Origin of the sequence: Ralstonia sp. Ralssp135 (genome assembly GCF_047304345.1) — a bacterium.
GTDB classification, from domain to species: domain Bacteria; phylum Pseudomonadota; class Gammaproteobacteria; order Burkholderiales; family Burkholderiaceae; genus Ralstonia; species Ralstonia chuxiongensis.
The window spans coordinates 51,257-76,117 of sequence record NZ_JBGLYZ010000026.1; the positions used below are offsets into that span (position 1 = coordinate 51,257).

Consider the following 24,861-nt stretch of genomic DNA (forward strand, 5'->3'; position numbering starts at 1 on the left):
ACCGCAGTATTCCGCCCCGTCTTGTCGATGTCTGATCCCGCTCTTGTTCGTCCTGCCGCCTTGCGGCGCGCCTTCGATCGCCGCGCCGCGCGTTTCGCCGACGTGGATTTTCTGCTGCGCGAAGTCGGCAGTCGCATGCAGGATCGGCTGTCCTATATCAAGGCCACGCCCACGCGTGCGCTGGATTTGGGCTGCGGCCTGGGACAAGGCTTGGCGGTACTGCGCGCGCAATATCCGGACGCACAGATCTGCGGGATCGACTGGTCGTCCGCCATGCTGGCGCAGGCGCAGAAACTCGACCCACAGCGCACCGACGCGGGGTGGCTCGGCCGGCTGCTGAAGAAGCGGCCCGTCTTTGATTTTGCCCAGGCGGACTTCCGCGCGCTGCCGTTTGCCGGAGCTTCATTCGATCTGCTGTGGTCGAATCTGGCGCTGCACTGGGACCCGGAACCGCACGCGATCTTTCCGGAATGGCACCGCATCACCACGGAGGGCGGGCTGCTGATGTTCAGCCTGTTCGGCCCCGACACCTTGCGCGAGCTGCGCAGCGCCCTGGCTGGCATCGACGCGGGCGTCCACACGCTGCGCTTTGTCGATATGCACGATATTGGAGACATGCTGGTGCATAGCCGCTGGTCCACGCCCGTCATGGACATGGAGCAGCTCACGATTACCTACGAAACGCCGCAGGCGCTGCTCGCCGATGTGCACTTGCTTGGCGGCATGGCTGGTTTGACGGATGAGGCGGGCCGCAGCCTCGCCGGCGCCGGTCTGCACACGCCGCGCTGGCGCCAGCGGCTATTCGACGCACTCGATGCGCAACGCAATCCTGACGGGCTGATTCCGCTCACCTTCGAAATCGTTTACGGCCACGCCTGGAAGCTTGCGCCGACCCAGCGGCAGGCGCTGGACGAGGAGGGAAGGGCGATGATTCCAATCGATCAGATTGGCCGCAAACCGCGCACCTGAAACGTTTTAATGCGGGAACGGCATTGGCTGCACCTTGTCAAGCCGGGACTTGCATAAAGGCGCTTTACCTTGTTTGGGGTCAATCGCGGCCATATAATGCGCCAGTTTGTCGCAGCAGTCCCCCCAAAGGCCTATCCCGTTTTTTGCCACGGGCGAACCGTTCGGGTATGCATCCGAGGCAGGAGTGGTTCAATGCACGACATTGAAACCGCGCTCCACCCAGCATGCGGCGCGTCCACCATCTCGGAATCGCCGCGCAAGAACTGGCTCATGAAGCGAAACTGCTCGCTTTCAACCCGCCAGACTGGCTGGTCCACCCCCTTGGTCGTCATTCCCCCGTTCGTAATCGCTTGGTTTTCTGTCCGGCAAAGCGCGTGACTGGTGTTGCCTGACGCGGGGCTGGAGGTCGCGATTCTCGGATGGGCATTGCTGTACTATGCCCGCCACGCCTCCGATTATGGGCAAGTCAAGCTGGAGATGGCCGGCCCGTGATCTAGCAGGTGAGCGTCAGGCGGCGCAAGCTTGCGGACGAGCTTTCCCGGTGTTTGGGACACGGGCAACCAACCCAGGTCTCATGAGCCGCGCACCGGGGCAGAGTGGAATCTGTCAATTGGGTAGATAAAAAATGAAAATGTTGAATAAGACATTGGCAAGTTTGCTGGCGGCAGGCTCCCTCCTCGCCCTCAGTCAAACGGCCCTGGCACTGGAAGACATGCCGGGCGGCCCCGCAGTGCGGCAGCTCAATCTCGCGCCCCCGGTCACCAAGATCGCCGCCGAGATCCATTGGCTGCACTGGATGATGCTGATCATCTGTATCGTGATCTTCATCGGTGTATTCGGGGTGATGTTCTACTCCATTTTCAAGCACCGTAAGTCGGTCGGCCACAAACCGGCGACGTTCCACGAAAGCACCACGGTTGAAATCATCTGGACCATCGTGCCGTTCCTGATCGTGATCGGGATGGCGCTGCCGGCCACCAAGGCCGTGGTCGCAATGAAGGACACTACCAATTCCGACCTCACCATCAAGGCCACCGGTTACCAGTGGAAGTGGGGTTACGACTACCTGAAGGGCGAAGGCGAGGGCATTTCGTTCCTCTCCACGCTCACCACGCCGCGTGACCAGATCAACAACCAGGCGCCCAAGTCGAACACATACCTGATCGAGGTCGACAACGAACTGGTCGTGCCGGTCAATCGCAAGGTGCGCATCGTCACCACCGCCAACGACGTGATCCACTCGTGGATGATCCCGGCGTTTGGCGTCAAGCAGGACGCGATCCCGGGCTTCGTGCGCGACACATGGTTCAAGGCTGAGAAGGTCGGCGTGTATCGCGGCCAGTGCGCCGAACTGTGCGGCAAGGAACATGCCTTCATGCCGATCGTGGTGCGCGTGCTTTCGCAGGACGACTACACCAAGTGGGTCGACGGCAAGAAGAAGGAAATGGCCGCCAAGGCCGATGACCCGACCAAGACCTACACGCTGGAAGAGCTGAAGTCGCGCGGCGAGAAGGTCTACACCGCCAACTGCGCGGTCTGCCACCAGCCCAACGGCAAGGGCGGCGGTCCGTTCCCGGCGCTCGATGGTTCGAAGATCGCGAATGGTCCGCTGGCTGACCACGTGAATATCGTCCTGCATGGCAAGAATGCGATGCCGCCCTGGGCTTCGGCACTCAATGATGTGGAAATCGCCTCGGTCATCACGTACGAGCGCAACAACTGGGGCAACCACACGGGTGACCTGCTGCAGCCGACGCAAGTGAAGGACGCGCGCGGCGGCAAGATGCCCGAAGGCGGTGGCGCCAAGACCGCCGCAACTGAATCCGCCGGCAAGGTGGCGTCCCAACAAGCGAACGCGGCCGAAGACCGCAACGCTGGCTGATTGATCGTCTGCGTGACGAACCGAACCCTAGGAGTTCCTCGATGAGCACCGCTGTTACGCACCCGCAAGATCACGCGCACGGTCATGGAGACGACCATGCGCACGACCATCCGCATGGCTGGCGCCGTTGGCTGTTTGCGACCAACCACAAGGACATCGGTACGTTGTACCTGCTGTTCTCTTTCACGATGCTGCTCTCGGGCGGCACGCTGGCCTTGCTGATCCGCCTTGAGCTGTTCCAGCCCGGCCTGCAGTTCTTCCATCCGGAGCTGTTCAACCAGTTCACCACGCTGCACGGCCTGATCATGGTGTTCGGCGCGATCATGCCGGCCTTCGTGGGCTTTGCGAACTGGATGATCCCGCTGCAGGTTGGCGCGTCAGACATGGCGTTTGCGCGGATGAACAACTTCAGCTTCTGGCTGCTGCCGCCTGCGGCACTGCTGCTTGTGGGCTCGTTCTTCGCACCGGGTGGCGCCACGGCTGCCGGCTGGACGCTCTATGCACCGTTGTCTGTGCAGATGGGCCCGGGTATGGACATGGCGATCTTCGCGATCCACATCATGGGCGCATCGTCGATCATGGGTGCGATCAACATCATCGTGACCATCCTGAACATGCGCGCGCCCGGCATGACGCTGATGAAGATGCCGATGTTCTGCTGGACTTGGCTGATCACGGCGTACCTGCTGATTGCTGTGATGCCGGTGCTGGCGGGTGCAATCACCATGGTGCTGACCGACCGCCACTTCGGTACGAGCTTCTTCTCGGCTGCAGGCGGTGGTGACCCGGTGATGTACCAGCACATCTTCTGGTTCTTCGGGCACCCCGAGGTGTACATCATGATCTTGCCGGCGTTCGGCATCATCAGCCAGATCGTGCCGGCCTTCGCACGCAAGCCGCTGTTTGGCTACAGCTCAATGGTGTATGCCACGGCTTCCATCGCCATCCTGTCGTTCATCGTGTGGGCCCACCACATGTTCACGACCGGCATGCCCGTGACCGGCCAGCTGTTCTTCATGTACGCGACGATGCTGATTGCGGTGCCGACCGGCGTGAAGATCTTCAACTGGGTGGCCACGATGTGGCGCGGCTCGATGACGTTCGAGACGCCCATGCTGTTCGCAATCGGCTTCATCTTCGTGTTCACGGTGGGCGGCTTCACGGGTCTGATCCTGGCCGTGGCCCCGATCGACATCCAGCTGCAGGACACGTATTACGTGGTGGCGCACTTCCACTACGTGCTGGTGGCCGGTTCGCTGTTTGCGCTGTTCGCGGGCTTCTACTACTGGGGTCCGAAGTGGTCTGGCTACATGTACAGCGAGACGCGCGGCAAGATCCACTTCTGGGGTTCGATGATCACCTTCAACCTCACGTTCTTCCCGATGCACTTCCTTGGCCTGGCTGGCATGCCGCGCCGCTATGCCGACTATCCGCAGCAGTTCGCCGACTTCAATGCCGTAGCGTCGATCGGTGCCCTGGGCTTCGGCCTGATGCAGGTGTATTTCTTCTTCTTCGTGGTGCTGCCGTCGTACCGTGGTGGCGAGAAGGCCGCCGACAAGCCGTGGGATGGCGCGGAAGGCCTGGAGTGGACCGTGCCGTCGCCGGCGCCGTTCCACACCTTTGAAGAACCGCCGCACGTGAAGTAATGCAGGTTTCGCGGGGCGGGCTGTCGATCCTGGCGCTGGCCCCGCGATCCTCCGGACAATGATGTCGAATCCAGAAAAAAGCCCAACACCCGAGCAACGCGCCGCCAATCGTCGCCTGGGGCTCATCCTCGGCACGATCGCGTTGGTTTTCTTTCTGGGTGTGATTTTCAAGCGCGTGGTGTTCGGCTAGCCCGACAGGCGACGCGCTGATCGCCGAACCGAGATTTCGCGAGACCCCTATGAGCCAGACACCGGCGCAGCCGGATCCGACCCAAAACGACAAAGCCCTCGAGCGCGGCCTGAACCGGTCCATGCTTGGCAAGCTCGCCGTTGTGGTCGTGATCATGTTCGGCTTCGGCTACGCGATGGTGCCGCTGTACAAGAAGATCTGCGAGCTTACGAACATCAACGTGTTGAACTCACGGGATGAAGATGGCGGCGCGCTGCGCAACTCGCAGGTCGACAAGACGCGCACGATCACGGTGGAATTCGATTCGAACAGCCAAGGGCCGTTCCGCTTCCGCCCCGTCAAGAACAGCCTGGATGTGCACCCCGGCGAGATCAACCAGATCGTCTACGAGGTGGTGAACAAGGAGGGGCGTACGGTCGAGGCGCAGGCCATCCCGAGTTACGCGCCCAAGCAGGCAACCGAGTTCTTCAAGAAGATTGAGTGTTTTTGTTTCAAGCAGCAGACGCTGACGGCCAACGAATCACGCGAGATGCCGGTGGTGTTTGTGATTGATCCGGATCTTCCCAAGGACGTGAAGACGATCACCTTGTCCTACACTTTCTTTGAAATCCACGCACCGTCGGCCATTGCGCCGGCGATGCCGAACAAGGGAACGTGAGTACATGGACGAACTGAAGGAAGCAACCAAGCGACGCGCGTCATTCGCACAGACGATGAAGGCGGTGTTCTGGTCCTTCTTCGGTGTGCGCAAGGGCCGCGATCATGACCGCGACATGGCGCAGTTGAATCCCGTGCACGTGGTCATCGCGGGCATTCTGGCGGCGGTCATGTTTATCGTTGTGCTGCTGTTGATCGTGCGGGCAGTTGTCGGTTGAGGATTGAGAAGGTTGAGGAGACGGCCCTCGCAGCATGGGCTGGGCAACATCAAGTGGATTCCTAAAAAAATTAGAGCTGGAGAAAAAGAGATGAGTGCGAATCGAGCAAACGCTCCGTACTACTTCGTGCCCGGGCCGTCGCGGCATCCGATTACGGCAAGCCTCGGCCTGCTGATCGTGCTGTTGAGCTCCGCTGCGTGGGTGAATGCTCAGCCCTGGGCCCCGTGGACGTTCCTGATCGGCCTGCTGTGGTTCCTCTTTGTGCTGCGTGCGTGGTTTGCCGATGCCATCTCCGAATCCGAGACCGGCAAGTACGGCGACCGCGTGGATGCCTCGTTCCGCTGGTCGATGAGCTGGTTCATCTTCTCGGAAGTGATGTTCTTCGCGGCGTTCTTCGGCGCGCTGTTCTATGCCCGCACGATTGCCATGCCGTGGCTCGGCGATCTGAACAACAAGCTGCTGTGGCCCGACTTCAACGCGCTGTGGCCGAATGCCGGCCCGGCCGGCACGGTGGCGCCATTCACGACGATGGGTCCGTGGCCGATCCCGACCATCAACACGGCGCTGCTGCTGACTTCCGGTGTGACGCTCACGTGGGCGCACCATGCGTTGCGTGAAGGCAAGCGCGCCCAAGTCATCCAGGGCCTGCTGCTGACGATCCTCCTGGGCTTCACGTTCATGGGCTTCCAGGCGTTCGAGTACATCCACGCCTATCACGAACTGAACCTGAAGCTGACCTCGGGTATCTATGGTTCAACGTTCTTCTTGCTGACCGGCTTCCACGGCTTCCACGTGACGATGGGCGCGATCATGCTGTCGGTGGTGCTGGGCCGCGTGATCAAGGGCCACTTCACGCCAGAGCACCACTTTGCGTTCGAAGGCGCCGCGTGGTACTGGCACTTTGTGGACGTGGTGTGGCTGGGTCTGTACGTGGTGGTGTACTGGCTGTAAGGCAGTATGGGATTGGAGTGGCGCCCTTTGCGCCGCTCCGCAGTCCGGCCACGACAGGCGAAGACAATGCCGCAGACGGGACACCGCTGCGGCGTTTTCGTTTTTCTGGCGTGAGCGATTTGCTGGCGGCTATTGGCCGAAGCGGATGCCGGTGCTGTGAATCCACCCCAGCCGGTTCGCAACTAGGATGAAGATGAATAGCGCGATCGAGAAACCGACGCGGAACATCAGAGAGCGAACGGTGCGGTTGCTGTGGCCTTTATCGCGCATCAGGAAGAACAGTGCGGAGGCAAGGCTGCCGAGGATCAGCAGAAACGCAATGGCAACGACGATGCGCATGGAGGGTTACGGGTTGGGCGATGAGGGGTTGGAAATGGCTGCCAAGCATTATCTCACCGAGGCTACGCAATGACCGTGCGCGTGCCGATGCGGCGTTGGTTTGCGCCTGTGCCGATGCTGGCGGGTGTGGCGCTGATCGCGCTGACGTGCTCGCTTGGCCGTTGGCAGCTTTCGCGCGCGCACGAGCGCATCGAGCGGCAGGCCCGCATCGTGGCGCTAGAAAATGCGCCCGCGCAGCGCATCACCGCTCAGCCTGTGACGGCAGATTCAGTGATGTACCGACCGGTGCTGCTGCGCGGAACGTTCGACGTGGCGCACACGGTGCTGCTGGAAAATCGCCCACACGTCACCAACGACGTATCGCACCCCGGGTTCGAAGTGCTCATCCCGCTCAAGCTGGAAGGGGCGGGCGGGCGTGCGGTGTTGGTCAACCGGGGCTGGTTGCCGCGCGATCCGGCCGACCGCACGCGCATCGCGCCGTACACCACGCCAGAGGGCGAAGTGCAGGTCGAAGGGATGGCGGTGCCACATGCCAGCCGGGTCTTCAGTCTGGGCCGCAAGGATGGCTCGGATGAAGTTGGCCAGCGACTTAGGCAGAATATCGACCTCGACGCTTTCTCGCGCGAAATCGGTGCGCCGCTCCAACCGTTTGTGGTGCAGCAGCAATCCGACGCGCAGGACGGCCTGTTGCGCGATTGGCCGCGCGCAGACCTGGGCGCCGACCGCAATTACGGCTATGCATTCCAGTGGTTTGCGATGGCGGCGGCGGTACTTGGGTTAATGGTCTTCTACAGCGTGCGGCGTTATCGCCGCTTGGCGGGCACATCTGAGCCCGCTTGAACACGAACTCGCGTTGCGGCTTAGTGCCGCAGCTGAATGTATTGGGAATCACATGGTGAATCAGGAATCCGCACCCGGCGCGCCCGGCACACTTGGCGCGTCCGAAGACCCGCGCATCGACGCGCGCACGCGTCGCGGCCGCTTGATGATGCTGTTCCTGCTGCTGGTGTGTGCCTCCCCGGTGATCGCGTCGTACCTTGCGTATTACGTCTTCACTCCGGCCGGCGGCAAGGCCGCGTACGGCGCGTTGGTCGATCCGCAGCGTCCCATTCCGGCCGGCCTCATGGTGCAGGACGAGCACGGCGCTGAAGTGCCGCTCGCGAGCCTCAAGGGGAAATGGCTGATGGTGTCGGTGGATCGCAGCGCCTGCGACGACAACTGCGCGCGCAAGCTTTTCACCATGCGCCAACTGCGCATCGGCCAAGGCCCGGACCGCGACCGAATCGTCCCCGTCTGGCTGGTGACCGACCGCGGCGACATCGACCCGCGCCTGATCAAGGCCTACAACGACGATTACGGCGCCGTGCGCTTCCTGCGTGCGCCCGAACTGCCGAAGAACTGGCTTGGCGATGGCAAGACGCCGCCCACGGACCACATCTTCCTGGTCGATCCGCTTGGCAACCTGATGATGCAGTTCCCGAAGGATCCGGACCCGAAGAAGGTGCGCGCAGACATGACGCGGCTGTTGAAGTATTCGCGCATCGGATAAGCCATGCTGCTGCAACTCGCTTCCATCGGCATCCTGATTGCGTTGATCCCGCTGTGCTACGTGCTGGTCAAAGGGGATCGCAACAAGTACCGCAGGCTGGTGTGGATCACCGCTTTCCTGACGCTGGACCTCATCATGTTCGGCAGCTTCACGCGTCTGACCGATTCGGGACTGGGTTGCCCGGATTGGCCAGGTTGCTACGGCACGTCCAACCCGTTTCACGCACGTGACGACATCCATGCCGCGCAGGTCGCCATGCCGAGCGGCCCGGTCACGTGGATGAAGGCGTGGATCGAGATGACGCATCGCTACTTCGCGCTTGCGTTGGGCGTTCTGATCATCACGCTGGTGGTGCTCGCGTGGGTCAAGCGCAAGGAGCTGAAGCAATCCCCGTGGTATGCGACGGCCGTGCTCGCACTGGTGTGTGTGCAGGGCGCCTTTGGCGCCTGGACGGTCACGCTCAAACTGCAGCCGGCAATCGTGGTGACGCACTTGCTACTGGGCATGTCACTGCTGGCCGCGCTGATCTGGCTCGGCTGCAAGAACGATGCACCCCGGGTGGTGGATGAGCGTGGCGCGTCGCTACGCGCGGCAGCGGCCATTGGGCTGGTGCTGCTCGTTGTGCAGATTGCGCTGGGCGGCTGGGTCAGCACGAACTACGCTGTGCTGGCCTGTACCGATTTTCCGCTGTGCAACGGCCAGTGGGTTCCGCCGATGGACTTTGCGCACGGCTTCACGTTCTGGCGCCAGCTCGGCAAGACGGCCGGCGGCGATTTCATCTCGCACGATGCGCTGGTCGCCATCCATTGGACGCACCGCGTGTTTGCAGTCGTCGTGCTGAGCTACCTGGCGTGGCTCGGCCTGCGCGCACGTCGCATTGGCGGCATCGGCCGCGTCGCGACGGTGCTGCTTGTCGTTCTGGCCGTGCAATTGGCGACGGGCCTTTCAAACATCGTGCTGGGCTGGCCGTTGCTGGCTGCCGTGGCGCACAACGGCGGCGCGGCCGTGCTGCTGTTGCTGATGGTGCGTCTGCATTACCTGATCGGGCTCGCGCAAGCGCGGGCGCCGATGCCTGTGGCGGCTGCCGTCGTCTGAACGCTGTCTGACCGTTTTTTATGAATACCGTGGTAACCCCAACAACTTCCACTCAACTTCCTGGCTGGCGGACGACCGCATCGCAGTATGCAGCGTTGACCAAGCCGCGCGTCACGCAGCTTGCCGTGTTCTGCGCCGTGATCGGCATGTTCCTGGCCACCCCGGGCATGGTGCCGTGGCCGGTGCTGATTGGCGGCGCGGTCGGCATCTGGCTGTTTGCCGGCGCTGCCTTCGCCATCAACTGCCTCGTCGAGCGCAAGATTGACGCGATGATGCGCCGCACGGCCTGGCGCCCCTCAGCCAGCGGTGAGCTGGGCACGCGACAGATCCTGGTGTTTTCGGTGGTGCTGGGCGGTGCGGGCATGTGGACGCTGCACGTGTTCGCCAACGACCTGACGATGTGGCTGACATTCGCCACCTTCATCGGCTACGCGATCATCTACACGCTGCTGCTCAAGCCGGCCACGCCCCAGAACATTGTCATCGGCGGCCTGTCTGGGGCGATGCCTCCGGCGTTGGGCTGGGCGGCTGTCGCCAACAGCGTGCCGGCTGAAGCGTGGATCCTGGTACTGATTATCTTCACCTGGACGCCGCCGCACTTCTGGGCGCTCGCGCTGTACCGCCGCGCTGACTACGCCAAGTCCGGCCTGCCGATGCTACCGATCACGCACGGCGAGAAGTACACGCTGCTGCATATCCTGCTGTACACCCTCATCATGATCGCCGCGACCATCCTGCCGTTTGTCTACGGCATGAGCGGCTATATCTACCTGGTGACGGCGCTGGTGCTCGGTTTCGGCTTCCTCTCGTATGCGTGGCGCATGTACCGCAAATATTCGGACGCGCTGGCGCAGAAGACCTTCCGCTACTCGATCATCTATCTGTCGATCCTGTTTGCCGCGCTGCTGGTGGACCACTACTTCAAGTTCGGCCCGGCGCTCATGCAAAGCGCGGCGCTGTGACGCACAGGGCCGCCAGCAAGCATGTGCCGTTGGCGTTACGCTAGGCGGTCTGTTTCCAACACGATGACCATGCTTTCTTTCCGACACTTCCGCGCCGCGCTCTTTGCCATGCTGGCGGTTGCCGTGCTGGCGCTGACGGCGTGCAGCGACAAGCCCGCCTTCAAGAACCTCGACATCACTGGGTCCAAGAGCTTCGGCACCGATTTCTCGCTGACGGACCACACCGGCAAGCGCCGCACGCTCGAAGATTTCCGCGGCAAGGTCGTCGTCATGTTCTTCGGTTACACACATTGCCCCGATGTCTGTCCGACCACGCTGGCTGAATTGCGCGCCGTGATGGAGACCCTCGGCAAGGACGCCGACCGCGTCCAGGTGCTGTTCGTCACCGTCGACCCGGAGCGCGATACGCAAGACCTGCTGGCCAAGTATGTGCCGGCGTTCGATCCGCGCTTCATCGGCCTGCGTCCGGCCAACGAGACCGAACTGAAGAAGGTCGCGTCCGATTTCAAGGTGTTCTACAGCAAGGTGCCAGGCAGCTCGCCCGACAACTACACCATGGACCACACGGCCGGCAGCTATATGTTTGATCCAAAAGGCAACCTACGCCTGTTCATCAAACATGGTCAGGGCCCCGAGCCGATTGCCCACGACATCAAGCAACTGCTGGCTGACTGATCTCCGGTCGCCGTCCAAAAAAAAGCCCGCCAGTTTGGCGGGCTTTTTTCATGGCGAGGCGGGCAGCTTAGGCGAAAGCCTGCAGTGCGCCCTTCATCTTCTTCATTGCGGCCGATTCGATCTGGCGAATGCGCTCGGCCGACACACCAAACTCGTCAGCCAACTCGTGCAGCGTCGAGCCGCCCGATCCGTCGTCGTTCACGTTCAGCCAGCGGGCTTCGATGATGCGGCGGCTGCGGTCGTCCAGCTTGGCGAGGGCGGCTTCGATGCCTTCGCTTTGCATGCGGTCATTGCCACGCGCTTCGATCACGCGGGTCGGCTCGTTGTGCGTGTCCGCCAGGTAGGCGATCGGTGCGAAGGATTCTTCGCCATCGTCCATCTGGCCTTCGAGCGCGATGTCGCCGCCCGAGAGGCGCGTTTCCATCTCGCGCACTTCAGCGCCCTTGACGTTCAACTCGGCCGCCACGGCGTCGATCTCATCCGACGTGAAGGTCGCCTGCGCGTCCTGCTTGTGGCTGCGCAGGTTGAAGAACAGCTTGCGCTGGGCCTTGGTGGTGGCCACCTTGACCATGCGCCAGTTCTTCAGGATGTACTCGTGCATCTCGGCCTTGATCCAGTGCATCGCGTACGAGACGAGACGCACGCCCTGATCCGGGTCGAAGCGCTTGACGGCCTTCATCAGACCGATGTTGCCTTCCTGGATCAAGTCGGCATGCGGCAGGCCGTAACCGAGATAGCCGCGGGCGATCGACACCACCAGACGCAGGTGCGAGAGCACCAGACGGCGGGCGGCATCGAGATTGTCGTTGTCGCGGTATTCGCGGGCCAGACGCTGTTCTTCTTCGGCCGTCAACATCGGCACACGATTGACGCTCTGGATATAAGCGTCGATGTTGCCCAGGTTGCCGGGGAACGCCAGCGCCCATCCATTACCGGCGTTGCCGGACGGCTGGGTGGCGATTGCGGAAACGGTATTCACGGGGATGACTGCGTTCACTCAGGACTCCTGTCGAAATCCAGTGGAGGTTTGGAGAGGCATCTTAGCACTCCAACCGGATGAGTGCTAATAGGACATTTTTGTCCGGTTAATAGTTCCCGTAAATCAAGGTGTCTTCATCAATAGTGTGATGTTTGCGCCGCAACAAAAAGCGTGTCATACGCAGTCATAGACCGTGGCGGGCGGTATCGGTTCTCGACTATGCCGCCGTGTTGCGGCCGCGTGACTTAGCCCAATAAAGTGCGCGATCGGCTTCGCGCAGGGCGGCGTCTGGGTCGCGTACTTCCGAGCCCGGGCAGGCGACGCCAATGCTCGTGGTGACGTGCAGCACCGTGCTATCCGGCAGGTGGATGGGCGGACGGATCGCTCTGACGATCTTTTGTGCGGTGTGCAGCGCATCATCCGGGGCGTCAATCGGGTCGAGCAGGATGATGAACTCGTCGCCTGCGAGGCGGGCGACGGTGTCGGTGCGGCGCACGGCACGTTGCAGGCGGTGCGCGACCTCCACCAGCACAGCATCGCCCGCGGCGTGGCCGTAGGTGTCGTTGATGTGCTTGAAGTGATCCACGTCCAGATATAGCACGCCCAAGGGCGCGGGCAGACGCTGACGGCGTTCCAGCGCGGCGCGCAGGCGCTCGTAGAGTTCGTAGCGGTTTGGCAGGCCGGTGAGTGCATCAAAGCGGGCCATGCGCGACAACTCCATCTCGCTGCGTTTGGCTTCGGTCACGTCCTGCACGAAGGCGTAGAAACCGCAGCGGCCGTCGCGCGCTTCACCGGCATCGGGGACGAGCTGGCCGCGGAAATGCCGGGTGCGGCTGCGCGGGCCGGCGGTGTGCGGCTTTTCGTACCACGGCGCGGTGATCTCGAATTGGACGGATTCTCCGCGCTGGGCGCGCACCAGATACGGTGCCAGCAAGGCGTACGTGCCCGGCGTGAACACCCGTTCCGGCGTTTGGCCGCAGACCTCCTCGGGCGTGCGCTGCAGCCAGCGTGCATGCGTGACGTTGCAGAAGGTGAAGACGCGGTCGGGGTTGATGTGCGACACCAGCAGCGGCGCGTTGTCGAGCACGAGCTTGAGTGCGCGTTCGCTGCGCCCCAGGGCCAGCTCGGCACTCGTGCGGGCCGTCAGATCTTGCAGTACCGAGAAATAGCCGCGCAGCGTGCCGCGATCATCGTAGTCGGGAAAGTAGTGGCCGCTCAGGTAGCGGGGCACGCCGGTGCGCATGGACTGCATCTCGAATTGCACCGGGTAACCGGCCAGCACCTCCGTCATGTAGGGCAGCAGCGCGCAGTAATCCTCGGGGGCGTAGATGTCGCGCACATGGTGGTCGAGCGTCTCATCTTCATTGCGGCCGAAGGCTTCGAGCAGTGTGCGGCTTGCAAAGCGGACGATGCCGTCGGGGTCGACATAGCTGAGCTGCGCGGGCACGTTGTCGGCCACCAGGCGGAGTTGTTCGCGGCTGGCACGCAGGGCATCACGCCGGCGTTCGAGGCTTTCGTTGGCGGTGCGCAGCGCACGTTCGGACGCGGCCAGCCGGTTGGCAAACGGCCGCACCGTCAAGCGGATGGCCAGCACGCTGCCGATCATCAGGCACAGCATGAAGGCCGCAAGCCGCTCGAACTGCACCCGCATTGGGGCATACAGCTCGGCGCTGGCGATCTTGCTGATCAACGCCAGACCCGTGTGGCCGATGGGCGTGTAGCTGAACGACGTCGGCATGCCATGGATGTCCTGCCACTGGCCGTAGCCAGCCTCGCCCGCCAACGCCAGGCGCGACGGGAGCGACCTGTGGTCGACCGTAAGTGGCGGCAGCTCGAACACATAGGCATCGAAGCGCTGCGGAAACGACATGGCGCGGCCGCGCGCATCAAAGCCCGACATCGCCAGCGTTTCGGTCATCCCCGTACCGCGTTGGCTGTTATAGCGGCCGGTCATATGGGCGAGCGGTTGCTCGGCGACCAGCCAACCGATCTGCATGCCGTCTGCCATGACGGGCGTTTCGGTGCGCATGGCAAAACCGTGTACCCATTGCAGCGTGACACGCTCGGGCGCGAGGCCGGCGTGCACCCGAATCGACAGCTCCGGTTCAAGCGTTTGGGTGCCCAGGCTGACGACGCCCTCGCCTGCGAGCGTACGCAGTTGCAGGTACGAGTAGCCTTGCTCGCGATACGCCTGCAACGCACTCTCGCTGCGCAGGCGCGCTGCGTTGTCGGCCGGATGGCGCAGCACTTCCTGGATGTGCGTGGCGGCGGCCACCAGGCGCGGGCTTTCCGCGCGCATGGCCAGCAGTCGGTCGAACTCTTCGGCATAGCTGGACAGGGCTTGCGCCCGTGTGGTGCCGAAAGTCAGTGTGGCGCTATCCACCTGGATGATGAACGCCGTAATGGTGGCCCCCAGGCTCGCCAGCACCACACAGCCGCCGCTGGTCCACACGATGGTGTCTTCCGGCGACAAGCGCAGGCGCAACAGACCAGGATGCCGGGCCACCGCGGCGCACAGCGTGCCCGTGACCACCAGCAGCGAGCAGACAGCAGCCGCGTCCGGGGCACGCCATCGCAGCCACGCCGGGTACAAGTATTCGAGTGCCATGGCGCGGCCGAGCAGGTCGCCTGCGCAGAGCAGCATCGCGAAGCCGATGAGGCCCCAGAACCACTGCGCGCGGTGCGGTTTGCGCAGGGTGGGCACGAGGCTCAGTGCGATTGCTGATGCGGCCATCGCCAGGGCGTGGCTGGGGTGCATGCCGCCAATCCATCCGGTCACCCATTGGCGGTCGAGCCAGACGTGCAGGCCAGGAAAGTCCAGTCCGATCGGCCATCCCGTGATCATCTCGGCCAGCCGCAGCGCGGACAGCAGCGCCACCGCGCCGCTCAGCCCGCGTGCTGTCGGATCTGCCCAGCGGGCGTTTGGTCGAACCGTCCCGACTAGCAGCGCACCCAGGCCAGCGCCCAGCAGCGTCAGGTTGATCCCCGTGGCAAACACGATCAGCAGGCGGTCCGTGCCGAGCTTCACCGCCCATGGCCAATGCTGCAGCCAGCCGACCACCACGGTCAGCCCAATAAGGACGAGGAGAAAGCCGATGCCGCCGGCAATGGCGACAAGCGGCCGGCGAGGAACCATGTAGGGGACGCGTAAGCGGGGCGGTTTCAGGACGGATGTCTTCTAACCGGAAGATCGGCGGAAAACCGCGCCGCTTGAGCGTTTTCGCCCAAATGGGTGGGCCAAATTGCCATGTCTGCAATGTCGAGTGATCGAAGCGCCAATGAATGCGATGCGCTCAGCACATCGCGTCGCCTCGCGTGCCGTCACGCAAGTTAGCTACACTGCCCGGACATCGCAGACACCGTCACAGGAGCCGTCATGACCATCGTCGTCAGCAAGGACACCGAAGGCCTTTTCCGTCACAAGATCACCTTCCCTGAAGGCGTGACCTACACCGACGTGCCCAAGCCAGCGGGCGAGGGCAGTGCGCCCGATCCGCACGCCTACTTTGATGCGGCATTGGCCAGTTGCAAGGCACTGACCGTGACGCTGTATGCGCGCCAGCGCAAGTACCCGCTCGATTCGATCGACGTGGCCGTCGAGCATGACGGCAGCCAGGAGCGCCAGGGCCGCTACAAGCTGCGCACCGTGCTGACGCTGCACGGCGATCTGAGCGACGAGCAACGCGCCGACCTGCTGCGCGTGGCCGGCAAGTGCCCCGTTCACAAGCTGATGACCGAGGTGGAGATCAGCGTCGACACCGAACTTGCCGAGCGCGCCTGAGGAGCCTTCCGTCATGACTTCCATTCAGCACATCATTGGCCCGCACGTGCGCGACCTGGGCGGTTTCTCGGTCAAGCGCGTGCTGCCCTCGGCGGCGCGCCAGACGGTCGGGCCGTTCATCTTCTTCGACCACATGGGCCCCGTCGATTTCGCCCCCGGCGAAGGCATCGACGTGCGCCCGCACCCGCACATTGGGCTGGCCACCGTCACGTATTTGTTCGACGGCAGCATGGTCCACCGTGACAGCCTCGGCAGCGTGCAGACCATCACGCCCGGCGACGTGAACTGGATGACGGCCGGTAACGGCATCGTCCACTCCGAGCGCTCGTCGCCCGAGGGGCGTGAAAAAGGCGCGCGCGTGCATGGCATCCAGACCTGGGTGGCGTTGCCGAAGGATCAGGAAAAGGTGGACGCCAGCTTCGCCCACCACGCCGCCGACACGCTGCCCAAGCTCGAATGCCCTGGCGTGCAGGGCGTGGTCATTGCGGGGGATGCGTTTGGGCTGACGTCGCCCGTGAGGGTGAGTTCGCGCACCTTGTACGTGGCGCTGGAACTGGCGGCCGGTGCGTCGCTGGTGATTCCGCCTGAGCATGCAGACCGCGGGCTGTATCTCGTCGACGGCGCCGTCACCATCGACGGCGAGGCGCTCGACCCGCATCACCTCGCCGTGCTGGAACCCGGCGGCGACGTGACGCTCACCGCGCAGGCATCGTCACGCGTGATGCTGCTGGGCGGCGACCCGACCGACGGCCACCGCCACATCTACTGGAACTTCGTCGCCAGCGACAAGGCCGACATTGAAGACGCCAAGCAGCGCTGGGAGAACGACACCTTCGCCCACGTGCCGGGCGAGACGGAGCGCATTCCGCTGCCGTCCAAGTAAGACCGAGCGATCGATCAGGCAGCCTGCGCCGGTCGTGCACACCGCACGATCGCGCGGACCTGCTTGGCGATCGGCTCCGGCACCGGCTGCTTGCCGTCGAGCACCGCTTCAATCCACCGCGCCGTTGCCGCCACGTCCGTCCCCGCAGGCAATTCAGGCGGCGCATCGCTTGACCCTTCCACCGCTTCAATCACGGTTTCGTGTGATCCGTCGTGCAGCCACTCCACCGCGCTGCCGCGCCGCGCGTCAGCCACGGCCTCGCCTTCGGTGCCGCGTGCGAGCAGCACATTGGCCGGATGGCGCAGAAAGTAATCGGTGAGCGTGTCGCGGTATTCCGGGTGCGTGTAGCTGACCAGCCGTAGCGCCTCGTGCGAAGCGTGTCCGCCAATGGGCTGCAGCATCTTCACCACCGTGTGGGCCGAATTGCGCAGGCCGACGATCTCGCGCTTGTCCAGCAGCGACGCCAGCTCGGGCGATAGCACGTCAATCGGCACGAACGCCAGCCGATCGCTCTCCAGGCGCTCGCGGGCGTCGTCCATGTGTTCGCAGATGGGCCAGCCAAGCGCTTCGAACAGCGCGGCCGTGGTGATGCGGCCGTCGAAGTGGCGAATGCCATGCACCAGCACCGGCACCCCTTCGCGCGCCAGCAGCTTGGCCAGCAGCGGCACGAGGTTCGGCTGGCGGCGGGCACCGTTGTAGCTGGGGATCACCACTGGCAGCACGGGCTCCGGCACCACGCGGACATCGGGCGCGGGCAGCGGTAGGCAGTGCGCGTGCGAGGCTTCCAGCATGCCGTCCAGCTCTTCCGGCGTCTCGCCCTTGATGCGGTAGGCCATGAGGATGGCGCCGAGCTGCACGTCGGCCACGCGGCCCTCGAGCATGGCGGCGAAGAGGGCGTGCGCATCGTGTTTGACCAGTGCGCGCGCGCCATCCGCGCCGCGGCCGATTTCCTTGATGAAGCGGGCAGCGGGGAAGGGCCCGGTGGTGAGGGCGTCTTCAGCGGTGTTGTCGGGGAGGATGGGAGGGGCTGGCATTGTTGGTGAGGACGTCGTTGGCGTGGGGTTGATCATAGCGCTGTGAATTGCGCTGGCGCCATGTTGGGGTTTGGTTGTTTTTAGCTTGGTGGTTCATCCCTGGTTTCAGCCCCGGCAGGGGATGAAAGGGAGGCAGACCACCAAGGCCAAAATCAAAAACCAAAAAATCAGGCCGCCTCCGCCACCGGATGCCTCTGCTTCCGATACAGAAAATCCAACACCGCAGTCCGACAAGCGTGATACGCCGCGTCATCCGCCAACGCCATCCGATCCCGAGGCCGCGGCAAATCCACCGTCAACACCTCACCAATCGTCGCAGCCGGCCCATTCGTCATCATCACGATGCGATCCGCCAGCAGCACCGCTTCATCCACATCGTGCGTGACCATCACCACCGTGCTGCCGGTCGCGGCAACGATCTTCAGCAGCTCATCCTGCAGATGCGCCCGCGTGAGTGCGTCCAGCGCGCCAAAGGGCTCATCCATCAGCAGCACCTTCGGTTCCATGGACAGCGCCCGCGCAATCCCCACACGTTGCTTCATCCCGCCAGAGATCTCGTGCGGATGCTTCTGCTCGGCATGCGTGAGCCCGACCAACGCCAGCGCCGCATGCGTACGTTCACGCAACTGCCCCTTCGTCTCCGTCTTCCCAAACACACGCTCGACGGCGAGATACACGTTGTCAAAGCACGTGAGCCACGGCAGCAGCGAGTGGTTCTGAAACACCACCGCCCGATCCGGCCCCGGCCCGGCGATTTCGCGTTCGGCCAGGATCAACCCACCCGTGGTCGGCCGCGTGAGCCCGGCAATGAGATTGAGCAACGTCGATTTGCCGCAGCCCGAGTGGCCGATCAATGCGACGCACTCACCGCGCGCGACCGTCAGGTCGATGTCGCGCAGGGCAACGAACGGGCCCCTCTTGGTCTTGAACGTCTGCCCGACGTTTTCGATGCGCAGGAATTTGTCTGTCATGGCGATCCCCCCCCCAATTTCCCTCAAACCGCGTCGTACGAGAAGCGCCGTGCAATCGCCAGCAGCGCGTGCTCCAGCACCAAGCCCACCACCCCAATCACGAAGATGGCGATGACGATGTGCTCGACCTTCAGGTTGTTCCACTCGTCCCACAGCCAGAAGCCGATGCCGACACCGCCGGTGAGCATCTCTGCCGCGACGATCACCAGCCACGCCGTGCCGATGGACAGCCGCACGCCGGTCAGCATGTACGGCAGCACGGCGGGAAACAGCACGCGCGTGAACACCTTCCACTCAGACAGGTTCAGCACACGCGCCACGTTCAGGTAGTCCTGCGGCACGCGCGTCACGCCCACGGCGGTGTTGATGACCATCGGCCAGATCGAGCAGATGAAGATCGCCCAGATGGCCGCTGGGTTGGCCGACTTGAACAGCAGCAGCCCAATCGGTAGCCACGCCAGCGGCGACACCGGCCGCAGCAGGCTGATGATGGGCGAGGCCATCGCATTGAGAAACGCAAAGCGCCCGATGATGAAGCCCGCCGGAATGCCGATGATCGCGGCCATGCCGAAGCCCGCACCCACGCGCGCCAGCGACGCCAGGACGTTCCAGCCCACACCTTGATCATTCGGGCCGTTGCGATAGAACGGATCGGCAAACAGCGCGACCGCCGCCTTCCACGTCACCGCCGGTGTGGGCAGCGCCGGGATGGCGGTGGCGATGCCCTGCCACGCCAGCACAAACAGCACAAAGCCCAACACGGGCGGAAAGCCGCGTACCACGGCGGCGACAAACCAGTCGCGCACGGCAAAGCGGCGATGTTCAGGGGCGGCGTCGGACTGCACGCCGGACAACGTTTTGACGAGCGTGTTCATGTCGGGCTCCATCGACGTGAGGGACCGCAATCAGAAATTCAGGAGGGCAGCAGCGTCAGGCTTTCAGCTTGAAGCCGTCGGCATACGCGGCGGGGTTCTTCGCGTCCCACACCACGCCATCGATCAGCTTGGCCGTGCGCATGTCGCTCTTGGGCAGCGGCGTGCCGGTGGCGGCTGCGGCCTGCTTGTAGATGTCGACGCGGTTGATCTGCTTCGCTACGGCCAGGTAATCCGGATGCGCCTTCAGCAGGCCCCACCGCTTGTGCTGCGTGAGGAACCACATGCCGTCTGACAGGTACGGGAAGTTGACCGCGCCATCGTGATAGAAGCGCATCGGGTCCGGGTCGTCCCAGGTCTTGCCCAGACCATTCGAGTAGCGGCCCAGCATGCGGTCGAGAATGATGTCCATGTCGGTGTTGACGTAGGACTTGGCGGCAATGGTCTCGGCCGTCTTGCGGCGGTTCGATGCCGACGCATCGATGAACTTGCTTGCCTCCAGCACCGCGGCCGTGAGCGCACGCGCCGTGTTCGGATACTTCTGCACGAACTCTGCCGTGGTGCCCAGCACCTTCTCCGGGTGGTCTTTCCAGATGGCCTGTGTGGTCTCGGCGGTAAAGCCGATGTTGTCGGCAATCGCGCGGGCGCCCCACGGCTCGCCCACGCAGAAGCCATCCATGTTGCCCACGCGCATGTTGGCCACCATTTGCGGCGGTGGCACGGTAATCGCCTTGGCGTCTTGCAGCGGGTGGATGCCGTGCGCAGCGAGCCAGTAGTACAGCCACATCGCGTGCGTGCCGGTCGGGAAGGTCTGCGCGAACACATATTCGCGCTTGTCCTTCGCCATGACGGCCTTCAACGACGTGCCGTCCTTGAAGCCTGCTTCCTTGAGCTTGGATGACAGCGTGATCGCCTGGCCGTTGTTGTTGAGCGTCATCAGCACGGCCATGTCCTTCTTGGGGCCGCCAATGCCGAGCTGCACACCGTAGATCAAGCCGTAGAGCACGTGCGCCGCATCCAGGTCGCCCGACGCCAGCTTGTCGCGCACACCGGCCCACGAGGCTTCTTTCGATGGCGTGATCTTGATGCCGTACTTTTTGTCGATGCCGAGCGTGGACGCCATGACCACCGAGGCGCAGTCCGTGAGCGGGATGAAGCCGACCTTCAGCTCCGTCTTCTCGGGCGCATCGGAGCCGGCGGCCCAGGCGCCGGCGCGCACCAGCGGATCGATCAATGCCACGGCACTGCCTCCTGCAATCGTCGCCGCGGCTTTCATGATGCTGCGGCGCTTGGGGTTGATCGGGTTGACGAGGGCGTCGGTCTTGTCTGGCGCGGCCATCCATGGCTCCAAAGAAAAGGCGTCCCGACGCAGGACTGCCGCCCATCCGCAAAGAGGGTCGCGCTGCCGTGCGTCGGGACGCCGTTGTCCCGTGCCGATACCCACGTTGGCATCGGCTTCGAAGCGACACTTGCAAGGGGTATGCCAACGTTGAGCAATAGGGCTCGGCGTTTCGCGTTCGGAGCTCCACGGGCCGAGCTTTTTTCTCGGCGCTCCGAGCTCAGAGCTCCGCGTGCGAGGCTTTTAGCTCGGCAATCGGAGCTCAGAACTCGACGCGCGAGGCTTTTAGCTCGGCAATCGGTGCTCAGAACTCGACGCGCGAGGCTTTTAGCTCGGCCGTTGGGGTTCGGAGCTCGGCGCGTGAGGCTTTTAGCTCGGCGGTTGAGGCTCGGAGCTCGGCGCGTGAGGCTTTTTGCTCGGCGGTTGAGGTTCGGAACTCGGCGTGTGAGGCTTTTAGCTCGACGATCGGGTTTCGGAACTCGGTGTGTGAGGTTCGGAGCGCCGCGCGCGACTGGTGCGTTTCCAGCGCCGGAGTTGTGCGGCGCACCAAAACTGGGCGGTGGCCCGACCGCTCAACTGGCCATCACATCGATCACGCGTTGGGCGGCTTCCACCAGCTTGATGTTGCGGTCCATCGCCATCTTGCGCAGGCGTTTGAAGGCGTCGTCTTCCGACAGGTTCATCTGCTTCATCAGGAGGCCCTTGGCGCGTTCAAGCACCTTGCGTTCGGCCAGCTGCGTCTTGGCGGTGTCCAGCTCGGCGCGCAGTGCACTCTCGTGCTCGAAGCGAGCGTAGGCAACATCCAGCACGGCCTTGACGCGCGTGGGCTTGATGCCGTCGACGATGTAGGCCGTGATGCCGGCGGCAAACGCCGTCTTGATGCGTGTGGCGTCGTCGTTGTCGGTAAACAGCACGATCGGGCGCGGCGCATGCTGTGTGGCCACGCAGACGTGCTCGATGGTGTCCCGCGCGGCCGATTCAGACGCGACGATGACCATGTCGGGCTGTGTCTCGGCAATGCGCTCTGGCAGCGTCAGGTCGGCGTCCGCCAGGCCCACATCCACAAAGCCAGCCTCGGCCAGTCCGGCGCGGATCAGCTCAAGGTTGATCTGTTCAGCATCAAGCGGATCGCGCACCAACAGCACGCGCATCGGCGCAGCCGGGTGTAGGGCGGCGGGCGGGGCAGATGGGGCGGGTGGTTTCGTTTGCATGGCGCAAAGTGGGGCAGGGTGCACGCCACTCATGCAAGAACCGCGCCGGGCCGGTGCGGGTGTATTCTCGCAAACTCGTCGGTCGCCGGGGGGCGGTGGCCGCAGTGTCCCCACCTGTTCCAATCCAGCTTAGCTTCAGGAGACCCGCATGACCGAGTTCGTCGTCACCCCGCCCGCCGTCAACGGCATTCCCGTCCGTGGCGGGCATGGCCAGTTTCCGGTGCGCCGCGTGTACTGCGTCGGCCGTAACTACGCCGCCCACGCCCGCGAAATGGGCTCCGACCCCGACCGCGAACCGCCGTTCTTCTTCTGCAAGCCGGCCGACGCCGTGCGCTACGTTGCTGACGGTGAGACCGGTCAGTTCGTCTACCCGACCGAAACCAAGGATTGCCACTACGAGATCGAACTGGTGGTCGCCATCGGCACGGGTGGCCGCGACATCTCCGTGGAAACCGCGGCCAACCATATCTACGGTTACGCCGTCGGCCTGGACATGACGCGCCGGGACCTGCAGAACGCAGCAAAGAAGGGCGGCCGCCCCTGGGAAACCGGCAAGGCGTTCGACGGCTCGGCACCTATCGGGCCGATCGTCCCGGCCAAGGATGTCGTCCACGCAGACAAGGGCGCCGTCACGCTGTCGGTCAACGGCCGTGAGCACCAGCGCGGTGACCTGTCCGACCTGATCTGGTCGGTGCCGGAAACCATTGCGTATCTGTCGCGCCTGTTCGAACTGCGCCCCGGCGATCTGATCTACACCGGCACGCCCGAAGGCGTCGGCCCGGTCGTCGTCGGCGACCTGATGGTCGGCAAGATCGACGGCGTGGGCGAGCTGCACGTGAAGGTCATCTGATAGACCCGATAGAAGAGTCAGAAGCCATGTCGATCAAGCTGTACAACTATTTCCGTAGCTCGGCGTCGTTCCGTGTGCGCATTGCCCTGGAGGTCAAGGGGCTGCCGTACGACTACGCGCCGGTGCACCTGCTCAAGGGCGAGCAGATGGCGCCCGACTTCGTCAAGCTGAACCCCGATGCGCTGGTGCCCGTGCTGTGCGACGGCAACGACGTGTTGAACCAGTCTTTGGCGATCGTCGAATACCTGGAAGAAACGCACCCCGAGCCCACGCTGCTGCCGGGCTCGCCGAGCAACCGAGCGCACATCCGCGCGATCGCTCTGGCCATCGCGTGCGAGATCCATCCGCTGAACAATCCGCGTGTGCTCAAGTATCTGAAGAACACGTTCAACGTGGAAGAAGAGGCGCGCAACGACTGGTATCGCCACTGGGTGAAGCTGGGGTTTGCTGCGCTTGAGGCGCGCTTGTCGGCGTCACCGCTCACAGGCGCCTACTGTGTTGGCGACACGCCGACGCTGGCCGACGTGTGCCTCGTGCCGCAGGTGTTCAACGGCAAGCGGTTTGATGTAGCGGTGGAGGATTACCCGACGCTGGCGCGCATCTTTGAGCACTGTATGGCGCAGGAGGCGTTTCAGAGGGCTGCGCCTGGGGTGCAGCCGGATGCGGTTTCCACGTAATCTGCAGCGTTACTGCGCAAAACAAAACGCCCTGATCGAGTCAGGGCGTTTCTACGTTGAAGCGTTGCGCGCGAGGGTGGTCAACCCAACAACGCATCCGCAAATTCCCGCGCCGAAAACGGCTGCAGATCCTCCACCTGCTCACCTACGCCGATGAAGTACACCGGCACCGGCCGCTGCCGAGCGATGGCGGCCAGGATGCCGCCCTTGGCGGTGCCATCCAGCTTGGTGACGATCAGGCCCGTGAGGCCCAGCGCTTCGTCAAAGGCTTTGACTTGCGCGAGGGCGTTCTGCCCCGTGTTGCCATCGATCACCAGCAGCGTTTCGTGCGGCGCCGTGGCCATCGCCTTGGCGGTCACGCGGCGGACTTTCTTGAGTTCTTCCATCAGGTGCAACTGCGTCGGCAGGCGGCCGGCGGTGTCGGCCATGACGATGTCGATGCCGCGTGCGCGTGCGGCGTTCACCGCATCGAAGATCACGGCGGCCGGGTCGCCCGATTCCTGCGCCACCACCGTGACGTTGTTGCGCTGACCCCAGACCACGAGTTGTTCTCGCGCGGCGGCACGGAACGTGTCACCCGCGGCCAGCAGCACCGATTGGCCGTAGGTCTGGAAGTGCTTGCATAGCTTGCCGATGCTGGTCGTCTTGCCGGCGCCGTTGACGCCCGCGATCATGATCACCATCGGCTGTTCGCGGCCAAGCACCATGGTTTTTTCCAGGGGGTGCAGTAGCTCGACCAGCAAGTCGCGCAGGGCGGTCTTCACGCCTTCGGCGGTTTCGATGCGCTGAGCCTTGATGCGGCGGCGCAGTTCGCCGAGCAGGTATTCGGTGGCGTCGACACCGGCGTCGGCCATCAGCAGCGCGGTCTCCAGCTCTTCGAACAGCGCTTCGTCCACCTTCACGCCAACGAACAGCGTGGTCAGGCCCTTGCTCGTCTTCGACAGGCCGGAGCGCAGGCGTGACATCCAGCCCTTGCGGGCCTGTTCGATGACGGCGGGCGTGGGCACGGTTTCGACGTCGTCGGCTTGCACGTCGAGTGCGGGCTGCACGGCAGGTGCGTCCGGCACGGCAATGTGAGCCGGCGGTGAAACAGGTACGGGTGCGGGAGCGGGTGCAGCGACGGGCTGGGGG

General features: G+C 63.7%; 25 protein-coding genes. 16 read left to right on the top strand and 9 right to left on the bottom strand.

The features are described from left to right. The first annotated feature begins 27 nt into the window (after positions 1-27). The 7 genes from ACCD03_RS17680 to ACCD03_RS17710 all read left to right on the top strand — a co-directional run bounded on the left by ACCD03_RS17680 (position 28) and on the right by ACCD03_RS17710 (position 6,513). Complete coding sequence (locus ACCD03_RS17680; RefSeq protein ID WP_325648559.1) at positions 28-969, top strand: methyltransferase domain-containing protein; 942 nt, start codon at positions 28-30, stop codon at positions 967-969. A 625-nt stretch (positions 970-1,594) separates the two neighbouring features. Beyond that, the gene (gene coxB, locus ACCD03_RS17685) at positions 1,595-2,851 is read left to right on the top strand and encodes a cytochrome c oxidase subunit II (protein WP_260803987.1); all 1,257 of its coding nucleotides are present in this window, start codon (positions 1,595-1,597) and stop codon (positions 2,849-2,851) included. 41 nt (positions 2,852-2,892) lie between these two features. Next, positions 2,893-4,497, top strand: a complete 1,605-nt coding sequence (ctaD, locus tag ACCD03_RS17690) for a cytochrome c oxidase subunit I (RefSeq protein WP_253536186.1) — start codon at positions 2,893-2,895, stop codon at positions 4,495-4,497. 61 nt (positions 4,498-4,558) lie between these two features. After that, a complete protein-coding gene (locus tag ACCD03_RS17695) occupies positions 4,559-4,687 on the top strand; it encodes a cytochrome oxidase small assembly protein (RefSeq protein WP_232041850.1) in 129 nt (42 codons plus the stop codon). Between the two features lie 49 nt (positions 4,688-4,736). Next, on the top strand, positions 4,737-5,345 hold the full coding sequence (locus ACCD03_RS17700) for a cytochrome c oxidase assembly protein (protein WP_413412416.1): 609 nt from the start codon (positions 4,737-4,739) through the stop codon (positions 5,343-5,345). A 4-nt stretch (positions 5,346-5,349) separates the two neighbouring features. Continuing rightward, on the top strand, positions 5,350-5,562 hold the full coding sequence (locus tag ACCD03_RS17705; RefSeq protein ID WP_413412417.1) for a DUF2970 domain-containing protein: 213 nt from the start codon (positions 5,350-5,352) through the stop codon (positions 5,560-5,562). 90 nt (positions 5,563-5,652) lie between these two features. Then, positions 5,653-6,513: a cytochrome c oxidase subunit 3 gene (locus tag ACCD03_RS17710; protein WP_045202471.1), complete on the top strand. Its 861-nt coding sequence runs from the start codon at positions 5,653-5,655 to the stop codon at positions 6,511-6,513. 129 nt (positions 6,514-6,642) lie between these two features. On the opposite strand, the gene ACCD03_RS17715 is transcribed toward ACCD03_RS17710, so the two are convergent. Continuing rightward, positions 6,643-6,852 carry a twin transmembrane helix small protein gene (locus ACCD03_RS17715; protein ID WP_024976747.1) on the bottom strand — a complete coding sequence of 70 codons (210 nt, stop codon included), beginning with the start codon at positions 6,850-6,852 and terminating at the stop codon, positions 6,643-6,645. Between the two features lie 69 nt (positions 6,853-6,921). Here ACCD03_RS17715 and ACCD03_RS17720 point away from each other — a divergent pair, with 69 nt between their 5' ends. The 5 genes from ACCD03_RS17720 (at position 6,922) to ACCD03_RS17740 (ending at position 11,133) form a co-directional block, all read left to right on the top strand. Beyond that, positions 6,922-7,692: an SURF1 family protein gene (locus ACCD03_RS17720; protein ID WP_325648569.1), complete on the top strand. Its 771-nt coding sequence runs from the start codon at positions 6,922-6,924 to the stop codon at positions 7,690-7,692. A gap of 52 nt (positions 7,693-7,744) precedes the next feature. Further along, positions 7,745-8,401, top strand: coding sequence for a cytochrome C oxidase subunit I (locus ACCD03_RS17725; protein WP_325648571.1), 657 nt, complete (start codon positions 7,745-7,747; stop codon positions 8,399-8,401). A gap of 3 nt (positions 8,402-8,404) precedes the next feature. After that, positions 8,405-9,496: a COX15/CtaA family protein gene (locus tag ACCD03_RS17730; RefSeq protein WP_325648573.1), complete on the top strand. Its 1,092-nt coding sequence runs from the start codon at positions 8,405-8,407 to the stop codon at positions 9,494-9,496. Positions 9,497-9,516: 20 nt separating this feature from the next. Beyond that, positions 9,517-10,458, top strand: a complete 942-nt coding sequence (gene cyoE / locus ACCD03_RS17735) for a heme o synthase (protein ID WP_316677928.1) — start codon at positions 9,517-9,519, stop codon at positions 10,456-10,458. A gap of 69 nt (positions 10,459-10,527) precedes the next feature. Then, the gene (locus ACCD03_RS17740) at positions 10,528-11,133 is read left to right on the top strand and encodes an SCO family protein (RefSeq protein WP_253536196.1); all 606 of its coding nucleotides are present in this window, start codon (positions 10,528-10,530) and stop codon (positions 11,131-11,133) included. Between the two features lie 67 nt (positions 11,134-11,200). Here the strand turns inward: ACCD03_RS17740 and rpoH are convergent, their stop codons facing one another. Both rpoH and ACCD03_RS17750 read right to left on the bottom strand, forming a co-directional pair. Further along, positions 11,201-12,094 carry an RNA polymerase sigma factor RpoH gene (gene rpoH / locus ACCD03_RS17745; RefSeq protein WP_394373664.1) on the bottom strand — a complete coding sequence of 298 codons (894 nt, stop codon included), beginning with the start codon at positions 12,092-12,094 and terminating at the stop codon, positions 11,201-11,203. 235 nt (positions 12,095-12,329) lie between these two features. Continuing rightward, positions 12,330-15,248, bottom strand: a complete 2,919-nt coding sequence (locus ACCD03_RS17750) for a diguanylate cyclase domain-containing protein (RefSeq protein WP_413412418.1) — start codon at positions 15,246-15,248, stop codon at positions 12,330-12,332. Positions 15,249-15,488: 240 nt separating this feature from the next. Here ACCD03_RS17750 and ACCD03_RS17755 point away from each other — a divergent pair, with 240 nt between their 5' ends. After that, a complete protein-coding gene (locus ACCD03_RS17755; RefSeq protein ID WP_045202480.1) occupies positions 15,489-15,893 on the top strand; it encodes an OsmC family protein in 405 nt (134 codons plus the stop codon). A 13-nt stretch (positions 15,894-15,906) separates the two neighbouring features. Further along, complete coding sequence (locus ACCD03_RS17760; RefSeq protein ID WP_413412419.1) at positions 15,907-16,776, top strand: pirin family protein; 870 nt, start codon at positions 15,907-15,909, stop codon at positions 16,774-16,776. A 14-nt stretch (positions 16,777-16,790) separates the two neighbouring features. On the opposite strand, the gene ybiB is transcribed toward ACCD03_RS17760, so the two are convergent. The 5 genes from ybiB to ACCD03_RS17785 all read right to left on the bottom strand — a co-directional run bounded on the left by ybiB (position 16,791) and on the right by ACCD03_RS17785 (position 22,203). After that, complete coding sequence (gene ybiB, locus ACCD03_RS17765; RefSeq protein WP_413412420.1) at positions 16,791-17,810, bottom strand: DNA-binding protein YbiB; 1,020 nt, start codon at positions 17,808-17,810, stop codon at positions 16,791-16,793. A gap of 167 nt (positions 17,811-17,977) precedes the next feature. Further along, positions 17,978-18,781 (bottom strand): ABC transporter ATP-binding protein, encoded by an 804-nt coding sequence (locus tag ACCD03_RS17770; RefSeq protein WP_413412421.1) that lies wholly within the window; start codon positions 18,779-18,781, stop codon positions 17,978-17,980. Positions 18,782-18,804: 23 nt separating this feature from the next. After that, positions 18,805-19,656, bottom strand: a complete 852-nt coding sequence (gene ntrB, locus ACCD03_RS17775; protein WP_325648587.1) for a nitrate ABC transporter permease — start codon at positions 19,654-19,656, stop codon at positions 18,805-18,807. A 55-nt stretch (positions 19,657-19,711) separates the two neighbouring features. After that, positions 19,712-20,992 (bottom strand): CmpA/NrtA family ABC transporter substrate-binding protein, encoded by a 1,281-nt coding sequence (locus ACCD03_RS17780; RefSeq protein WP_413412422.1) that lies wholly within the window; start codon positions 20,990-20,992, stop codon positions 19,712-19,714. A 572-nt stretch (positions 20,993-21,564) separates the two neighbouring features. Next, positions 21,565-22,203, bottom strand: coding sequence for an ANTAR domain-containing response regulator (locus tag ACCD03_RS17785; RefSeq protein WP_045202488.1), 639 nt, complete (start codon positions 22,201-22,203; stop codon positions 21,565-21,567). 148 nt (positions 22,204-22,351) lie between these two features. Here ACCD03_RS17785 and ACCD03_RS17790 point away from each other — a divergent pair, with 148 nt between their 5' ends. Both ACCD03_RS17790 and maiA read left to right on the top strand, forming a co-directional pair. Then, a complete protein-coding gene (locus ACCD03_RS17790; protein ID WP_413412423.1) occupies positions 22,352-23,053 on the top strand; it encodes a fumarylacetoacetate hydrolase family protein in 702 nt (233 codons plus the stop codon). Between the two features lie 26 nt (positions 23,054-23,079). Further along, positions 23,080-23,730 carry a maleylacetoacetate isomerase gene (maiA, locus tag ACCD03_RS17795; RefSeq protein WP_413412424.1) on the top strand — a complete coding sequence of 217 codons (651 nt, stop codon included), beginning with the start codon at positions 23,080-23,082 and terminating at the stop codon, positions 23,728-23,730. A gap of 80 nt (positions 23,731-23,810) precedes the next feature. On the opposite strand, the gene ftsY is transcribed toward maiA, so the two are convergent. Beyond that, positions 23,811-24,861, bottom strand: a 1,051-nt coding sequence (ftsY, locus tag ACCD03_RS17800; RefSeq protein ID WP_413412425.1) for a signal recognition particle-docking protein FtsY, incomplete at its 5' end; no start/stop codon positions are given.

Bases quoted from the DNA above. Each gene is read 5' to 3' on its own strand.
- ACCD03_RS17680 (WP_325648559.1), top strand. From the start codon at position 28: ATGTCTGATCCCGCTCTTGTTCGTCCTGCCGCCTTGCGGCGCGCCTTC.
- coxB (WP_260803987.1), top strand. From the start codon at position 1,595: ATGAAAATGTTGAATAAGACATTGGCAAGTTTGCTGGCGGCAGGCTCC.
- ctaD (WP_253536186.1), top strand. From the start codon at position 2,893: ATGAGCACCGCTGTTACGCACCCGCAAGATCACGCGCACGGTCATGGA.
- ACCD03_RS17695 (WP_232041850.1), top strand. From the start codon at position 4,559: ATGTCGAATCCAGAAAAAAGCCCAACACCCGAGCAACGCGCCGCCAAT.
- ACCD03_RS17700 (WP_413412416.1), top strand. From the start codon at position 4,737: ATGAGCCAGACACCGGCGCAGCCGGATCCGACCCAAAACGACAAAGCC.
- ACCD03_RS17705 (WP_413412417.1), top strand. From the start codon at position 5,350: ATGGACGAACTGAAGGAAGCAACCAAGCGACGCGCGTCATTCGCACAG.
- ACCD03_RS17710 (WP_045202471.1), top strand. From the start codon at position 5,653: ATGAGTGCGAATCGAGCAAACGCTCCGTACTACTTCGTGCCCGGGCCG.
- ACCD03_RS17715 (WP_024976747.1), bottom strand. From the start codon at position 6,852: ATGCGCATCGTCGTTGCCATTGCGTTTCTGCTGATCCTCGGCAGCCTT.
- ACCD03_RS17720 (WP_325648569.1), top strand. From the start codon at position 6,922: ATGACCGTGCGCGTGCCGATGCGGCGTTGGTTTGCGCCTGTGCCGATG.
- ACCD03_RS17725 (WP_325648571.1), top strand. From the start codon at position 7,745: ATGGTGAATCAGGAATCCGCACCCGGCGCGCCCGGCACACTTGGCGCG.
- ACCD03_RS17730 (WP_325648573.1), top strand. From the start codon at position 8,405: ATGCTGCTGCAACTCGCTTCCATCGGCATCCTGATTGCGTTGATCCCG.
- cyoE (WP_316677928.1), top strand. From the start codon at position 9,517: ATGAATACCGTGGTAACCCCAACAACTTCCACTCAACTTCCTGGCTGG.
- ACCD03_RS17740 (WP_253536196.1), top strand. From the start codon at position 10,528: ATGCTTTCTTTCCGACACTTCCGCGCCGCGCTCTTTGCCATGCTGGCG.
- ACCD03_RS17750 (WP_413412418.1), bottom strand. From the start codon at position 15,248: ATGGTTCCTCGCCGGCCGCTTGTCGCCATTGCCGGCGGCATCGGCTTT.
- ACCD03_RS17755 (WP_045202480.1), top strand. From the start codon at position 15,489: ATGACCATCGTCGTCAGCAAGGACACCGAAGGCCTTTTCCGTCACAAG.
- ACCD03_RS17760 (WP_413412419.1), top strand. From the start codon at position 15,907: ATGACTTCCATTCAGCACATCATTGGCCCGCACGTGCGCGACCTGGGC.
- ybiB (WP_413412420.1), bottom strand. From the start codon at position 17,810: ATGCCAGCCCCTCCCATCCTCCCCGACAACACCGCTGAAGACGCCCTC.
- ACCD03_RS17770 (WP_413412421.1), bottom strand. From the start codon at position 18,781: ATGACAGACAAATTCCTGCGCATCGAAAACGTCGGGCAGACGTTCAAG.
- ntrB (WP_325648587.1), bottom strand. From the start codon at position 19,656: ATGAACACGCTCGTCAAAACGTTGTCCGGCGTGCAGTCCGACGCCGCC.
- ACCD03_RS17780 (WP_413412422.1), bottom strand. From the start codon at position 20,992: ATGGCCGCGCCAGACAAGACCGACGCCCTCGTCAACCCGATCAACCCC.
- ACCD03_RS17785 (WP_045202488.1), bottom strand. From the start codon at position 22,203: ATGCAAACGAAACCACCCGCCCCATCTGCCCCGCCCGCCGCCCTACAC.
- ACCD03_RS17790 (WP_413412423.1), top strand. From the start codon at position 22,352: ATGACCGAGTTCGTCGTCACCCCGCCCGCCGTCAACGGCATTCCCGTC.
- maiA (WP_413412424.1), top strand. From the start codon at position 23,080: ATGTCGATCAAGCTGTACAACTATTTCCGTAGCTCGGCGTCGTTCCGT.